Here is a 15,830-nt window from a genome sequence, read left to right as displayed (position 1 = left end):
TATTCATACCTCCCCATGGCATGACATGGGCACTCATACGAGCACATACCGCACGTTTACAGCCGAAATTCTGTTTTATATTCAGTGCCCTATGAGGAAGCCGCCAAATCAGATCGCGCGAACTGACAGCCTGGGAAGACGGATTAATTTTGTTCGATCTCCGAAGGGTGTTTACATTCATCTGTCCGATCGTGACCTAAAGACGCTTTCCTGGCAACACCGGCATGGTGATCTGCCGACACCATACATCCACAAGTATCGATACCTTATGGGCTATTCAAAAAGCCCGAAGACAGTATGCACGAGCAGGCGGTATCGGGATTTCTTTCATGAAACGAAGACGCGGCATAACGGCGCGTATATCGATTGGCCGTTTCAGCAGCTTCAAGACGTTTTTCGGCCAAACAGTAGTTTTCGTGTTCATCGCCCTTCAAAACATGCAATCGAGGCTTTGCGCGACGCTGATCTTTTGCGGCTCAGCACGCCCGCGTCGTCATCGTCTTGGTGGCATGATTTCTTGCGCTCTTGCTTTACGGCGAACATCGAATTGCAGTGCCTGGAGCAGCCAGACGTGTTTACCTTCATCCATCACGATACAGTCATCAACAATGCTATAGAGAAGGTAGGGCAGGCTCCGAAGTTTCAGGTGGCTGGTGAGACATTCTCGCCGGATGTTCTTTTTGGTATTCGGTACAACGAGGCCAAGAAGGTCAAGCTCTTTGCGGTAGAAATCGATATGATGACCGAAAGCATCAATTCGGAAAAGAATGGAAACTCGATCCGAGAAAAGATGCGAAGGTATCAATCATACATCAAAAGTGGCGCGTACAAGAAAGAGTTCGCGTTTGGTGGTGGCTTTTTTAACATCTACCTTACCACCAACTATCGTCATGCCTGCAACATGGTCAAAAATGCTCCCGAGGAACCCTTTTTACTTTTTAGTTGGGTTCCATATTTTGTTTTTCCGCGAAGACCACCTGAACTCATGCCTTGGCTATTCAACGAGGCATATGATCGTTCAGGACACTCACCATTTTTCATCGATAGACAATGAAAGCAAGGCGGAATGGTTTCTAGATAATTGACTATGGTCGCCATCTATCTCTATCGAAATGGTCATTTCAGTGCAGCCTCCTGCCAACCGCAACCAAAGCTGCCATCTGAGAGGAAGGTTGGATATGAGCAGATATGGGTCAATTCTTGATTGAGCGAGCGTGTATGGCGGAGGTCTCGGCAATCCAGGTCTGATCAGCCTGAAATCTTTAATTTGACTGTCGCAGGCGCTCTGAGGCCAATTCATATTCAAGACCAGCAATTTCCCCGAGGAGCAGATCAATGGTTTCATCAAAGGAAACTGTTTGCCGATTTTCGATCTCTATCTGCGCTTTGTATGCGATGAGCTGCTCGTAAGTGTCCTGGCTCACGCGGATCGTTTTTGTCTTGTTCATATGTCTACAGTGTACATGAAATCACAAAGTTTACAAGAAATCAGATGGTTACACGACATATCTTGGAAGCTGTCAAGGATATCTGCTTGCCAATGCTACTCGCAGAAACGAAAGATGGAATGACGCACTGTCCTGAGTTCAAGATGTCGCCCGGCGCGGACATTCACTTTGTCGCATCGCAGCCGGTTTCGGTAATGAGTGATGGCTACGCCTGTTCCAAAGGTCTCAGAAACTGCTACTGCATCGAGGCAACCATGAACGGTGTTCTGCTCAATCTTCTGCAACTATGGACCGGGCGCGCGTCGATGACCACAACCGCCATTAACGCCAACGCCAACGGCGGAGACGAATTGGCCATCGCGGATCGCACGTGGCGGTGAGGGTCTGATGTGAACCGCTCGCGCTTCCGATCCTCGCAGGAAAAAAACCGCCCCGGAACCGGGACGGTTTAAAAAGAACTGAAGCAGCTGGTCTAACCCATCGCCGCTGCCAGAGCATCCGGCGGCCCCAGAATAACCGCCTCCGCCAGGGCGACGGCTTCGAAGATGATCATGCCGCGCGGTTCAAACTCGAAAATACGGCGCTTGCACTCGGGCAGATATCCCGCGACATCGGGATATCTCTTCACCAAATGCGTGGCCTCTTCGTATTTTGATGTGAAATTGCGCGGGCGCGGGACCGAGACATCCAGCACCTCATTGTGGCTGGCAAGTTCCGCGATGCTGGCTATTAGCTCCCGGGAATGACCGCCTTTCCGGCATCGGTCGTCACATTTTTCGGTGACGACCACATCGGGTTTCAGATCGTTGACGAGTTTCTGCACGAACCCGACGAGATCATTGCCGGTCTTTACCCCCTTGACGGTGATGCCCCAATCCAGCAGTTGCGTGCCCTGCATGAAGACATAACCGGCGCGGCCCGATGCAACTGCAATCGACAGGACCCTAAGCGCCGCCATGATCCTGCGGGGGTTTCAGCCGCTCTTTCATTCTCTCAAGCGAGCTGGCGCGGTTAAATGTGTCGGCGGTAGGTTTTTTGAGATCGGGCAGCGTCTTCAGCCGCCGCCGCAGAAGCTTGCGCCGTTCCGCCAGCACCTCCTCGAAAAAGCTCTCGAAGGATCGGCCATAGATGAGCGAAAGCTCGATGATCTCATAAAGACCAGGGCGCTGTTTGCCCGTTTCCAGATCTGATACCGCCGATTGATGGGTATCCAGAAGATGGGCAAGGTCATCCTGGGTGAGGCCAGCCTTCCTGCGCGCCGTGCGCAGGTCGTGGGCGAATTGTGTACTCATAAGTCTCATGTGCTTAAACTGATAGAGCATCAGTCTAGAGCGCCAAGGCGGCCTGTCCTAGCAGGCACGGTATGGTGTGCGGTGATATGGTGACTGGGTATCGGTCTTCGCGGTGCCGCGGGATACGCCTGGGCGGGTGCGCATGATCCGGACCCCTCATAGGGTCCGGCACATAACGCCCATCCCGTTCGGGCGCGTTCGTCCCTGCAAATGCTGACAAAAGGCGGTGGAGCTACATCCTTGACTGACGCTGGGATGAGCCCCGGTGAGACGGCTGTGACTGCCGGAGCTGCCACCGCGAAGACGAAATTCCCCCCCCGTTTCTTACAAGAATTGGCATTCGCACATAAAAAACGCTGCCTGGCTAGCAGGCAGCGTATCGGGCCCGGTGATAGGGGCTCAGAAGAGCGAGAGTTGGCGGTTTTCTTCGAGCAATTTCAGCCACTCTGGGTCTTCTGCAGAGTGATCAAGCCAGTTGAGGATATACACCTCGATTGCTTCAGCGCCTTCTAAGCAGTGCGCAGGAACAAAACATGAACGATATCCTGTACCCGTTACCGGCAGCGGATCGTCGCAGCGAAGCTCGAGGTGCCAGTGGCCGGAATTGAGCCAATTGGCCTGATAGGACACCTCGATGATGCGATCCTGCCAGACGAGGTTGAAACGCTCATAGTCATCCTTGGCCATGGTCAATACTCCGACGAAAGCATGATAGTGAGCACCCGGTGGGTGACACCTTCATTGGCCGGGTTCTCGCTTCCGGCGGTCAGATCGGGCGAAAAATAGTCGATCTTCCAGAATACCTTTTCGTCCTCGACCTCAACGGCGCCGAAATCGTGCTCGCCCCAGGGATCGTTTTGGTTCGAGAAGTTGTCGAAACTCCGAACCGCCTTGACAGCGGCCGCTACAAATACGCCACCGCGTTCCTGAATGCCGCTGGTCAGCATGACCGACCCGTTGCCAAGACCACCCCGACGGAACCTGTCGTTCAGCTCGCGGATGCGTTGGTTTGGTGGGATTTCCTGCCGTGCCCAGACAAGTTTTGTTTCGCCTTCGCATTTGTGGCAATGCGCGTCGTCGAACACATTCTCTAGCTCCCATAACCCGCTTTCAGGGTTCCAGCAGGCCCAGGCATCCCTAGCTACCCGTTCTGATCCACAGCACTGACAGCGCGGAACCGCGCCCACATCACCCTCAACATCGTCTTGCAAATTACCCATGATACATCTCCTTCCGATGGAGCGCGCGGGAGGGATTTCCCACACGCTCCACGGCAGGCGATGCCGTGGAAAGAACGACCCGGGATCATAATGCAGCGGATCTGTGGATAGCGATAGCAGTCACCATATCGGATGAGGCGATATGGCTGATGGCAACGGTTCTCGCGGTGTCGAGGAAATTGCCCGTCCGGGCGAGACCGCGTGAAACTAGCGGATTGTGATGCGAATGACAGCGTTCTCCGACAACGGGCGTTCGTGCATCGAGCGGCGAAAAGACTTGAAGAGCCAAAGTTCATGATGCCGCAATCAGCACGAATGTCACATTTGCGTGTGAAGCAGACATTGATTGTCTGAATGATGAATTTCGTTGGACCCACCAAAACACGTTCCCGAAAAACGTCTGGTTCCAAATGAGCTCCGTCAAATGTATAATTGAGTACCGGGTTACCCCATTTGGCAGCTGGGATTTACAGTGGTAAATTGAATATCACAAATTCTTCAGTAAGGTATACTAATGGCTGAATCACAAGAGTTATGGCCAGTTTTTTTATGCTACCGACAGTATGATGGTACGGAAGCCGCGAACAAAGTTGCCGCGCTTCTTGAGGGTCAGCCTGTTCAAGCACACGACCCCAAGACTGGTCTAAAAAAGCAATTTACGCTGAAAGTCTATCAAGACAAGCATGAGCCGACGGCTGGTGATTGGAAAAAAGTCCACAAGCTGAACTTGGAGAGAGCTCGCGCCTTCATAATGATCTGTACGGCCGGTGCCCGGATCGACGAACGAAAGAACGGAAAAACTGACTGGGTGCATCATGAAATCGACTGGTGGCTCGAAAACCGACCAGAAATCGCGCCAATCTTAATCGATGCATATGGAGCTCAAGACCGTAGTGTGCCGGAATCTATCTTAACGAGATGGCCAAACGCTCAAAGAACAGTGTTGATCGCGTCTGAATGGGACAATTTCAATAGTCATCAGCTCAGAGCCGAACATTCTCGGATGTCGAAACTTCTCGCACTGGCAGTTACTCAAAGTAGAGCGAAATTTCTCGAACAGGAATTGACCGAATCGAAAGACCGCGAAGCCAAACTCCGAATAGCCTTTCGCAAGCAAAAACAATTGTCGATCGCGGTAAGCGTTTTAGCAGCAATATCAACACTTGTCGGTTTTTTTGCAATTGAGCAAACGCGTGAGGTGTCGAAAATACAGTCCAGGGAATTGGCTGAATCATCGATTCGCGAGCTGAACAGGGGAGCGCCAGAAAGGGCTCTACAACTCGCGCTTAGGTCTGCACCAGTTCAATCAAACATGATTAGTGCTTACCTGAGGCCGTGGTCGGATGAGGCCAAAGTTGCATTGTATAAAGTAGTTACTAGCCTGTCATTGATATTCAGGGAGAAAGCACACGAGGGGCATATTTCTGACATAGCCTTTGACGCCGCCGGAAAAAAACTCGCGTCGGCCTCTTTTGATGGCATTGCCCGAATCTGGGATGTAAGCACCGGCCGCCTAATTCAAACGTTCGCCGGGCACCGCGCCGAAATAGAAGCTCTCGATTTCAGTCCAAGCGGACTTCAACTTGCTACGGCCTCTTTCGACGGTACTGCTCGTGTGTGGGATGTCGAATTAGGTGAAATCGTTTTCGAGTTGCCACACGGCCAAAGACAAGTCACTGATGTTGTTTACTCGCCGTCCGGTGAACTTCTAGCGAGTTCAGATTCGGGCGGCAATGTGAAAATCTGGCGCGTAGATACAGGTGAGCTAGCCTATAATCTTCTCGGACACAATGAAAGCATAACGTCCCTGTCATTTCACGGCAATGACGAGTTTCTAGTGAGCACTTCCCGCGATCACACAGCGACACTTTGGTCTCTAAAATTACGCAACGCTGTGAAAAAATTTGAGGGACATATAGACGAGATTTGGAGCGCAGAAATTAGCGACGATGGGAAGCTGCTGGCGACTGCGTCGAGCGATAATTCAGCTATCATTTGGGACATGTCCAGCGGGGAACGACTTTACAAGCTCGTTGGCCACCAGGACATAGTTAACGACGTGAACTTCGATTCACAGGGCGAGCTCCTTTTGACGGCATCATCCGACGGAACCGCGCGGCTATGGGATGCAAGAAGCGGCCGAGAGCTGCAGGTATATTCTGGGCATAATGACCGAGTGGTTTCGGCAAGATTTATTGCTGAAGATGCGGCCGTGGTTACAACCTCCATCGATCGATCAGTACGTGTTTGGGATCGAAATTCCGGACTAATCACTGGTTTGGCCAGCCAAAGAAGTGCTTCCACCTGGTCATTGGCGGTGCATCCAGACGAATTGACTTTCGCCGTATCCAAGATAGACGGTGGGCTCGAGGTGTTTTCGCGTGCCAATCCTTCTTACTTAGCGTCACTTGTCGGACACGACGGGTTAATCAGAGACGGCGCATTTCATCCCAGCCAGCCGCTAGTAGCCACCGGTGCCTGGGATGGAATGGTTCGTTTCTGGAATTCCACCAATGGTGCCGCTGAACTTGAGCCGATCAATGTCGGGAGACCGGTTAAAAAGTTCGCGTTTGACCGTAGTTGGAGCCGTTTTAGCACCGTGAGCTTCGACTCGATCGTGGAAGTTTGGGATTTCAGTTCACGGACTAAACGGTACGAACTTACTCACGGAACTTCCTTAGTTAGCGATCTAGACTACTCTCCCAACGGCGAGTTGCTCGCGACGGCTTCCACTGATGGATCAATCATCTTTTGGAACACACAGTCAGGTGCCGAGACCTCACGGTGGGAATTGGGGGCGCCGATTTTGGAGATTCAGTTCAATGCCAAAGGAGATCGACTAGTTGCCCGGCTCGAAAACCGCAACGTTGCAATTGTCGACGTGTATGGAGAACAGTCCAGTCTCAAAATATTGAAGCATGAAGATCAGATTGTCGGCATAGACATTGCTGCGAATTCTCAACGACTACTGACGTGCACAACCGGAGGTAAGTTGCTAGTTTGGTTCGAAGCCACTGGACTAGAACAGTTTCGTATTTCTCACGGTGCTGAAATTATTGGTTGTTCATTCAACAGAGATGGAACTGTTATTCTTTCGGCGTCGACTGATGGAAAAACCGTAGTTTGGGACGCCTCAGACGGAAGACTGCAGTTGGAGCTAGGCTTTCGTTCCAAATCCATTACTAGCGCCGTATTTAGCTCAGACGACTCGAAACTGATCACCACATCAACTGAAGGCATAGTACGTATCTGGGATCGCAGTTCCGGAACCTTGCTTGGCGTCTTTGACCAGCCTTTGAATTCAATTTTTAGAGTAGTTGTCAGTCCGAGTTCCGAAACATTTCTAACAATTGGGAAAGGGCTTGATGCGCACCTATGGCGGACCTTCGGAACTATGGAAGAACTACTTGAGCTGGCAGGCGCACCGAGCATTCGTGCAAGATTACATTAAGGGAAGACTAGGGATTTATGTTTGCGATCAGCCGTACATTTTTTAGCCGCACCGCACGAGCTTGGAGCAGTTTCCTAGTCGCACTGATGCTAATCGCGTCGAATGTTGGGCCGGTGCGTGCAGAAGTTGACATGAAAGACGGAAGTTACCTGATCGTTTGGACGGATTTGATCGTTCCGGGAGAAGGTTTCGATTTAGTGGTTCGTCGAGGCTACAAAAGTCGGTCCTTGTTCAACGGGCTATTTGGTTTTGGTTGGTGCTCCGATTTTGAGTCGAGACTCGTCACCACTGATTCTGGTGGATTATTACATAAAGAGTGCGGCGCCGGTCTTGAGACTTTGTACACTTCTTCTGCGACCTTGAATCGAACGCAGATGCGGGCTGCGAATGAGGAGGCGGTCAGGCAAATTGCAGCATCTCGCAAGTCTACTTCAGAAGCAGAGTTGGAGAAACTACGAAGAGAATTCGAAAGGTCCTTGAATAACCCAGACTTGCGGGCTGTATTAATTTCAAAGTACAATATTTACGCATCATGGCGACCGCCACTTCTATTATTGGAAAGATACGTAAGTGGCCGGGACACATCTAATTTCATAGAATTTGATGGTTTCAACTTCGTGCGACATACTTCCGAAGGTGGTCTGCAACGATTTGACCGATCTGGGAAATTGGTATTCGCGAGAGATTCCGAAAATAATTTTGCGCATTTTTCTTATAAAGATGGCGTGCTTCGACGAATTCGCGACGATCAAAGTCGATGGCTAGAGATTGAGATCGACAAGGCTAGTGGAAGAATTGTCTCAATCCTGTCTTCTGAAGGATTTGAATCCACATATCACTATAAGGGCGAAGACCTCGTGGAGATGCAAAATGCATGGGGAAACACGTACTTTTATGAATACGACGAAGCACACAATCTCACACGAATTCGATATCCAGATGATACGGACAAAGTTCTTACTTACAATCAAGAAAAAGATTGGGTTACAAGTTTCAAGGAACGAGATGGCTGCCTTGAAGTGTACAATTATGTGCCGCAAGAAGACGACCCCGAAAACCACTATAAATCAAGTGTAACCAAGTCATGTGATGGTAAGTTGAGTCTCGAAGCGAGCTATGAGTTTTGGCATGAAGTGGGCGATGATGGTCAACATTATCTGAAACGTGTATTGTCTTATCTTGGCGACGATTTCTCTGATACCATTTACCATCCGTATTTAGCTAGACCGTCGACAGTGAACGTAAATGGTGACGTTACACATTATGAATATGATAGTGCCGGAAACCCAAAGAAGAAAATCACGGCCGAAGGTTATCGAGAACACTTGGAGTTCGATGAAAGAGGAAAATACACCTCTGTTTTCGACTGGTTCGACACAAGCGATAAAGAAAAATCAGGCTCTGGTGTCATGTGGACTTACGAATACGACCATGCTGGTAACATAACGGCTGCACACAGCAGCAATAGCCTATCCTTGAAAATTGGTTATGATCCGATTGGACGCTATAAATGGATTTCCGATGCCACAGGCCAGACATTAAAAATTGAATACAGCGACACGTTTGGTAAACTCCATCGTGTATCATTAGTTGGGGAAGGATCAATTACCATCGCTTACAATGAAGCTGGGGACATTGAAAAGCTAACCAGCGAGGAAGGCGAAATTTTGGCTGGCAAGATAACGCGAACATTTAATGACTTTTTGGACGTCATCGCACTGTCAAATGACAATTGGTTTGGTGCCGATGCGGAGTAGTACCACGTGCTGACTAACGCAGCCCGAACGAGATGGTCAAATTAGTCATCACACGTGACATATTGCCGGTGATACAGATCAAATGATTTGAGGCGAACAATAAGTCGATCGTGACCTGCCCCCTCCGGCATCAGACCCTAACAAGCCCACGGGCAATCTGCATGGCAAAGCTAAAGCATTTCTAAATTAACCTGCGACATATCCGGCAGCGTGAAAGTAATTCCAGCACTCTTGCGGCCCATACATGTCGCAGATTTCTCCGACGGTTTCGAAGACGGAAGGCTACTGTGAAATATATTTCGCACATTTGATTTCAAGCGACGCGGGATTCTTGGGTTAAGTTGCTTCCCGATCGGAAGTCGCCGATCTATAGCCACAGTATAAGAGATAGAGGCACTTAAAGCGGTCTTATTAAGCAAAAACAGGTTGATCGTCTGATTAGGAGTATCGACGAGTGGAACGGCCGGCGCTCAGGACAGAGAGACGACGATAGCCGTGCTTCTCATGCAGTCAGGGATACCGATTTCCAGATCGATCTTTCCCACGCCGACCTACAAGATCGCATTCTCGGGAACGCTGACCTATCCGGTGCAAACCTTTCCTGCGCAAATGTTTGTGGTTCAGACTTATCCGAGTGTGACCTGCGAGGTGCTGAGCTCCAGTTCATAGAATACAACGCTCAGACCAAATGGCCTTCTCACGTTCAGCTTCCTGATAGCGCCAGAAGATAAGACAGCTTGGTGTCCGGCGGAAAGACTTCGCCAAACGTGCCTTGACTGCATCGAGTGACGCTGGATCGGAAGCGCAATTTGATGCTGCCTTGGTCGAGATTTTCGCTGTTTGCGAAATGGTGCGACTGGCTCTGCCGGAACGACCAAATGACCGGGACAGTCAAGAGATACAAGCAATCAACAAGCTTCTGCTGGACACGGTCAAAGACCTTCAAGAGAAATTAGAAAAGAAGCAAAAGACTAATGAAGCGCTTCAATTAGAGCTCGATGCGGCTAAGGTCGAAGCAAGTAGATCGCTGGCCAGATTTCTTCGAAGAAGCTCTGACAGTGTCGCTGACCAAGTTGGACCAGCTATCAAGTGGATGCTCACTGCCGGAGGTGCCGTCGTCGCCGCTGAGGCGATAAGGGCGGTTGTCGCTCCTTAAAGGACAAAACTCATACGTTTTTGTCACCGGCGCAAACGACCGTTTTTGACCAGCAGCCCATTAGCAGACATTGCCACTACTGAACTGAACGGCAGCTCCGTCCACTGTTTGATGGTCGAAGCTGGCCACAGCGAATGATCTGTTTAAAACCTGGCGAGATTGGCACGGGTGAATGTCTGGGACGCCTCATAGAACCATTCACCGCATCGTTTCTGCCGATCTCTTGTCTGCTAGTATGACGGTAGCGCAATCATAGACAATGGCGCGATGCAGGGTGCTGTTTCCGTTTTAGGACTTGCCTACCGCCGTTATGAAAACTCGGCGCCGTTTGGCATTGCACAAAAAGACCGGCTGCTGCATTTGTATTTAATTGGTCAGACGGGCACCGGGAAATCTACGCTCCTTCAGAACCTTGCATGGCAAGATGCTTCATTTGGACGAGGTTTATGCCTCATTGACCCACATGGCGATCTGGCGGAGCGATTGCATCAGAGCCTCGATGTCAGACACCACTACTGGGATGTAGCCGATCCGGGCTGTCCGCTTGGATACAACCCACTCAAGAACGTGTCGGCGCGATACCGACCATTGGTAGCGTCCGCCCTCATCGAGACCCTGAAGAAGCAGTGGCCGGATGCCTGGGGTGCGCGCATGGAGCATGTTTTGCGATATGCAGTGCTGGCGCTGTTGGAACAACCGTCGGCCGATCTGCGCGATATCCTAGAGCTGTTCGTGTACAAAGGGTTTCGACGGCAAGTGACGGAAAACCTGAACGATCCGCAGGTACGATTCTTCTGGAAACATGAATATACGGCGATGAACTACCAGAGCAGCGCTGACGGGGTCTCGCCCATCGCCAATAAAATCGGCGCGTTTCTGGCACATCCGGCGGTTCGGACAGCACTCTGTGAACCGAAGGAGCCGCTACGGTTTCGTATGCTGATGGATCACGGAGAAATTCTGATTGTGAACCTGGCTAAGGGGCGGCTTGGTGCAGATATCTCGAACATCATGGGCGGCCTGATAACCTCCCGCATCATGCAGGCAGCTTTTACCCGGTATGGGCTCCCAGAGATGGCCCGCCGCCCGTTTTTTCTCTATGTCGATGAATTCCACAATCTGACGACAAAATCATTCGCTGGACTGCTCTCAGAAGCGCGGAAATATGGCCTTGGGCTTGTTCTCGCCCACCAGCACCTTTCACAGACCGACACCGAGGTGCAGGACGCCATTCTGGGCAATATGGGCACGATGATTGTCTACCGCGTCGGTGCGAATGATGCGCCACTCTTCGAGAGGCTTCTGCCGCCATTTTCCGCGCAGGACCTGCAAAACCAGCCCAACCATCGCTCGGCTGTCTGGCTTATGAACAAGGGTGAGCGTCTGAAACCATTTTCGGCCTCCATGTATCCACCGCATCATCGCGGTCGATAAAATGACTGCTAGCGAATTTTGGTGCCAGATATACCATGGGGGCATGACTAATGACGACCATCTGCGGCAACATCTCGAACTTTGCAAACGCATCTATTTGCGCATGCTTGAAGACGGGTCATGGCCCTGGAGAGATGAGCCGGATTCGCAAAATTCTGAAGATTTGGTAGAGTCTGATCACAAAACAGACGATATATGAAACCGTGCTTTGGATACATTCGAGTGTCCACCCAGAAGCAAGGTGAAGGGGTGTCCCTCGAAGCACAGAAAGATGCCATCACGGCTTTTGCGAGTCAGCACAATCTCACAGTCACCGCTTGGTTTGAGGAAAAGGAGACCGCTGCCAAGAGGGGTCGGCCGATCTTTAATCAGGTGCTTCGAAAACTAAAGCGAGGCGAGGCCCAAGGTCTCATCATGCACAAGATCGACCGTAGCGCTCGCAATTTACGCGATTGGGCACTGGTATCTGAATTACCTAGTCTTGGCATCGACATCTTCTTCGCCACCGAGAGCCTGGATTTCAAATCACAAGGCGGGCGTCTGGCTGCCAATCTCCAGGCTGTCATCGCCGAACACTACGTCCATAACCTGCGCGAAGAATGTATCAAAGGCCTCAATGGTCGTCTCAAGCAAGGGCTGTATCCGTTTCGTGCGCCAATTGGGTATTTAGATAATGGACGGGGTAATCCTAAAACGCCTTGCCCGCAAAAAGCACCACTCATCAAAGAAGCGTTTAGGCTCTATTCTTCTGGTCAATATTCGATGCGATCGTTGATGCCCGTCCTTGAAGATCTTGGCTTGAGAAACCTAGCGGGAAAGCCAATCAGCCAACACGGTATTGAAACCATTCTCGGCAACCCCTTTTACACCGGCCTCATTGTAATCAAACGGACAGGTGCGGTGTATCAGGGCATTCATGAGCCGATAATTGATACTCAAATGTTTCAGAGGGTGCAGGATGTGAAGGCGGGCAAAGCAGGCAAGAAAATCACCCGGCACAATCATCTCTACCGAGGACTGTTCCGTTGCGGGCATTGCGATGGACCAATGACCCCGGAACTGCAGAAAGGACGCGTTTATTACCGCTGTCAGGTTTCTTCCTGTCCGACCATGACTATCAGAGAGGATCGTTTGGCGAACGCAATATCCACTGCATTTACTCGGTACGAAATATCAGACGATCAAGCGGCGCAACTTCAAAAAGATTGGATGGCGTGGATTGACAGTGACGAGCGTGACGAAGGTATTCGCTCTGTTGAGTTACGCATGGACCAGGCAATGGCTCGCTTATCTCGACTGACCGACTTGTTGGTCGACAATGCAATCAGCCAGGATGACTTCTTTGAGCGTAAACGAACGTTGAAGTTAGAACTCGCTGCTCTGAAAGAAGAACAGGGAAAATCGACCCAATTTCACCCGACAGGCGCGCAAATGAAAAAGTTCCTCGAACTCATGAAAAACCTTGCAGAGCTTCATAGATCAGCAAAGCCAGCGGAAAAACGTTGGATGATTGAAAATTGCTTCTCGAACCGAGCGGTGATCGGAAGAGAGCTTTGCCTTAAGCCATATTCGTGGCTCCAGAGCCGTAATTTTTCCGAACTGACCCCTTTGGTGAACAACAACGGCCCAGTTATCGAACTTATCGAGCATTTCGATAGATCAGAACCCATTCCCGAGAAGTCAGAACAATGGCGACGAAATCTTAAAAATCAACGGCCCGATAATCTTAAAAACGCGGCATAGCTGCTTGGAGAACCTATTTTTCCTCTGGCCACCACAACTTGGATAAATCAGCAGCCCTATCTGCCAGCGCACCGGTGCCGCCAGCATAAGAGTCCAATTTCTTCTTGAGAAACTCGGTATCTACAAAATTCTTCAAAAACCCTTCAGGTACACGTGGGATACCATTTTGCGAACTGCTGCTGACATACTTCAAGATCTCAAGTGTACTCACTAGTCCTTCTTCATCAGAAAATGCTTTATCTAGGAGTTTCTTGGGGCCGGTGTTTGATCCGCTGACATCTCTCCATGCGTAAAGGACATCATAAGGTGACCACAATTCTCGAAAGCTGCTGGGATCAAGTTTATCGTAGATATTTAGTTGCTTCTGCGAAACCTCTTCTAACTCCTTATCCGTCAGAAAGTATTTCTCTTGTTTTTCGTGTTCGTCCTTTTTTGAAAGATGAAATTGGTCGCGAAGCAAAATTGAAGCAGGGCAAATATTCGACTTTTGTTCAAAAATTTCCTTGATGGTATCGGAGCGCACACCGTTTTGAAGTTGGTTCATTATTGTCCGAGCGAATAATTTATACTGCATTTCAAATATGTTGGTCAGACCAAAAAACCGGTCCATTTTTGAATGCCCTTCCAATGACGCTGCTTGCTTGGTGATCGCAACTAACCACCTGTTAGGATGCTCCAGATTTGATTTAGTCGCGGCATGAGTGGCACGGCTAATAATCTGATCGGCCGCGTCCCTTCGCTGCCCTCCCCGAAAATCGAGTACCATCGAAATAGCCGCAGCCAATTTCTCGACGGATTCCTTTGATGCGTCGACTAACGCATTCCACTCATCATCAGTAACTGCGTGGGAAGGCTCATCGAATGCAAAATACAACCTCCAGTGCCAAGGCGATGATAGTCTCTTGCCGTCTCTAAATCTTTGGAGAGATGCATCATCAAGTTTATGCGTCCAATCATCTTCGTTCGCACCCAAAAAACTTGATGTCACGCCAATCAGCAATTCATCTAGATGATGGAAATCCATGGAATTTCCATTCTCGCCATGAACGTATTTTTTCCAACCAAGATTTGTCAGTATTACTTCAAGCTGTTCTCGATCTTGCTTTTCGCCAGTGATACTGCCACCAATCGCGATGGCTTCGATCGCCTGAAGATACCTAACTACCCAAGAGTAGAGATCTTTATCGTTTTCTGAAGCCTTTTGAGCTAATAGCTGTAGCCAGACAAGATCTAACAGATCAGCTTTCCCTTTGATATTAGGCCAGATTGCCCGCAACGAAAACAAAAGCCTTTTCACGTCTCGCGGTGTGTGAAGCAATCTCCCTGACCAATGATCCAATACTGACGATGCGTGGGTGGTGTTAGGGTCAATACAATTAGGGAATAACTCGTCGAGCTCAGATCTAAGCCAATTTCGCAGTTGGAATGGCTCAAGAGGTGGTACCTTGAAGGAAAATTGAATTATTTTCTCAAGGTAAAGATCTCCGTTTTCTACCTTTGCGCTATGTTCAATAGCATGAGCGATTGCCCCACGGTCGTAGGCTAACAAGTATGTTGTCGCGGGAAAATCGCCCACTGCCTTAACTAGGCGGAGCACCTCCAATGCGTCATCAGGGTCAAGCCTGTCTAAATCATCAACTAGAACAATAATCCTGAACGATGGGTCAGCTTTGGCTATTTGCAATAAGCTAGCAGTTAGTTCGTCCTTTATCGCCTCTAGTGTTTTTTGATTTTTCTCACTTTCGCGTGTGATTTTTTCAGCGGCTTTAGAACTACCGGCAGCGACCGTCGATATCATGGTGGGGTCAAAAGAGGCGGTCACGGAAGAGGCGATAGAAATTAGACTGCTAAACCTATTCAGCTTTCTCCGTGCTTTCCGCAGTGATTTTGCTGCCCTCTTTTTGAATATGCCCCAATCTTTAGGAATTCTATGCTCTGCTTCATCAATCGCAGAACCAAGTTGAGCGAAGAACGAAGCAACTAACGCTGTACGGTTTGTCACCAACCAGGGCGAAAAAGGTATCACAACGAGACCTATTTCATCATCGTTGTCTTGTTTCTCAATCGATGTTTCGAGCATTTTTAGAATGCTGGATTTTCCGGACCCCCAAGATCCATCAAGACCTAGGGTGAGACTGGTAGTATTGGGTTGAGCAGTAATAGCTTCAAGCAAGGATTTGGCGACATTTCGAAAACCGAGTATGTCAGCATCTTGTGAATCAATGGGCTTGTCGATCAAGTGATCCAAATCAGTTCTTTCTAGTTGGTTTGCCTGCAGATTATCGCGCATTTCACTAATGATACCATGTGGATTTTTCTATGGTTCGAT

At 49.7% G+C, this 15,830-nt stretch carries 14 protein-coding genes; 8 read left to right on the top strand and 6 right to left on the bottom strand.

Going from position 1 to position 15,830, the window contains the following annotated elements:
• The first annotated feature begins 91 nt into the window (after positions 1 to 91).
• Positions 92 to 1,054: a replication-relaxation family protein gene (locus LC334_RS16865; protein ID WP_223413043.1), complete on the top strand. Its 963-nt coding sequence runs from the start codon at positions 92 to 94 to the stop codon at positions 1,052 to 1,054.
• 208 nt (positions 1,055 to 1,262) lie between these two features.
• Here LC334_RS16865 and LC334_RS16860 read toward each other — a convergent pair whose 3' ends face one another.
• On the bottom strand, positions 1,263 to 1,448 hold the full coding sequence (locus LC334_RS16860) for a hypothetical protein (RefSeq protein ID WP_085799773.1): 186 nt from the start codon (positions 1,446 to 1,448) through the stop codon (positions 1,263 to 1,265).
• 119 nt (positions 1,449 to 1,567) lie between these two features.
• Between LC334_RS16860 and LC334_RS16855 the strand changes: the two genes are divergently transcribed.
• Positions 1,568 to 1,828 (top strand): hypothetical protein, encoded by a 261-nt coding sequence (locus LC334_RS16855; protein ID WP_139836339.1) that lies wholly within the window; start codon positions 1,568 to 1,570, stop codon positions 1,826 to 1,828.
• A gap of 92 nt (positions 1,829 to 1,920) precedes the next feature.
• Here LC334_RS16855 and LC334_RS16850 read toward each other — a convergent pair whose 3' ends face one another.
• The 4 genes from LC334_RS16850 to LC334_RS16835 all read right to left on the bottom strand — a co-directional run bounded on the left by LC334_RS16850 (position 1,921) and on the right by LC334_RS16835 (position 3,960).
• Positions 1,921 to 2,406, bottom strand: a complete 486-nt coding sequence (locus LC334_RS16850) for a hypothetical protein (RefSeq protein ID WP_085799771.1) — start codon at positions 2,404 to 2,406, stop codon at positions 1,921 to 1,923.
• Positions 2,393 to 2,740, bottom strand: a complete 348-nt coding sequence (locus LC334_RS16845; protein ID WP_176237654.1) for a helix-turn-helix transcriptional regulator — start codon at positions 2,738 to 2,740, stop codon at positions 2,393 to 2,395. The genes LC334_RS16850 and LC334_RS16845 overlap by 14 nt, the downstream gene beginning before the upstream one ends.
• Positions 2,741 to 3,139: 399 nt before the next feature.
• Positions 3,140 to 3,427 (bottom strand): hypothetical protein, encoded by a 288-nt coding sequence (locus LC334_RS16840; protein WP_085799769.1) that lies wholly within the window; start codon positions 3,425 to 3,427, stop codon positions 3,140 to 3,142.
• A 2-nt stretch (positions 3,428 to 3,429) separates the two neighbouring features.
• Complete coding sequence (locus tag LC334_RS16835; protein ID WP_085799768.1) at positions 3,430 to 3,960, bottom strand: DUF3768 domain-containing protein; 531 nt, start codon at positions 3,958 to 3,960, stop codon at positions 3,430 to 3,432.
• A 514-nt stretch (positions 3,961 to 4,474) separates the two neighbouring features.
• On the opposite strand from LC334_RS16835, the gene LC334_RS16830 reads away from it, so the two are divergent.
• The 6 genes from LC334_RS16830 (at position 4,475) to LC334_RS16805 (ending at position 13,501) form a co-directional block, all read left to right on the top strand.
• The gene (locus LC334_RS16830) at positions 4,475 to 7,411 is read left to right on the top strand and encodes a WD40 repeat domain-containing protein (RefSeq protein WP_085799767.1); all 2,937 of its coding nucleotides are present in this window, start codon (positions 4,475 to 4,477) and stop codon (positions 7,409 to 7,411) included.
• Between the two features lie 131 nt (positions 7,412 to 7,542).
• Positions 7,543 to 9,168: a DUF6531 domain-containing protein gene (locus LC334_RS16825; protein ID WP_263286543.1), complete on the top strand. Its 1,626-nt coding sequence runs from the start codon at positions 7,543 to 7,545 to the stop codon at positions 9,166 to 9,168.
• A gap of 410 nt (positions 9,169 to 9,578) precedes the next feature.
• Positions 9,579 to 9,899: a pentapeptide repeat-containing protein gene (locus tag LC334_RS23300; RefSeq protein ID WP_085799806.1), complete on the top strand. Its 321-nt coding sequence runs from the start codon at positions 9,579 to 9,581 to the stop codon at positions 9,897 to 9,899.
• Positions 9,900 to 9,940: 41 nt separating this feature from the next.
• Positions 9,941 to 10,324 carry a hypothetical protein gene (locus LC334_RS16815; protein WP_223413042.1) on the top strand — a complete coding sequence of 128 codons (384 nt, stop codon included), beginning with the start codon at positions 9,941 to 9,943 and terminating at the stop codon, positions 10,322 to 10,324.
• Positions 10,325 to 10,591: 267 nt separating this feature from the next.
• Positions 10,592 to 11,758, top strand: a complete 1,167-nt coding sequence (locus tag LC334_RS16810; RefSeq protein ID WP_085799763.1) for a type IV secretory system conjugative DNA transfer family protein — start codon at positions 10,592 to 10,594, stop codon at positions 11,756 to 11,758.
• A gap of 195 nt (positions 11,759 to 11,953) precedes the next feature.
• On the top strand, positions 11,954 to 13,501 hold the full coding sequence (locus LC334_RS16805) for a recombinase family protein (RefSeq protein WP_085799762.1): 1,548 nt from the start codon (positions 11,954 to 11,956) through the stop codon (positions 13,499 to 13,501).
• A 13-nt stretch (positions 13,502 to 13,514) separates the two neighbouring features.
• Here the strand turns inward: LC334_RS16805 and LC334_RS16800 are convergent, their stop codons facing one another.
• On the bottom strand, positions 13,515 to 15,791 hold the full coding sequence (locus LC334_RS16800) for a KAP family P-loop NTPase fold protein (RefSeq protein WP_085799761.1): 2,277 nt from the start codon (positions 15,789 to 15,791) through the stop codon (positions 13,515 to 13,517).
• Positions 15,792 to 15,830 lie beyond the last annotated feature (39 nt).

The organism is Roseovarius aestuarii, from assembly GCF_019966515.1.
In the GTDB taxonomy this organism is placed as follows: domain Bacteria; phylum Pseudomonadota; class Alphaproteobacteria; order Rhodobacterales; family Rhodobacteraceae; genus Roseovarius; species Roseovarius aestuarii.
Note: the sequence above shows the minus strand (reverse complement) of the source record. Positions and strands in the feature narration are given on the sequence as shown.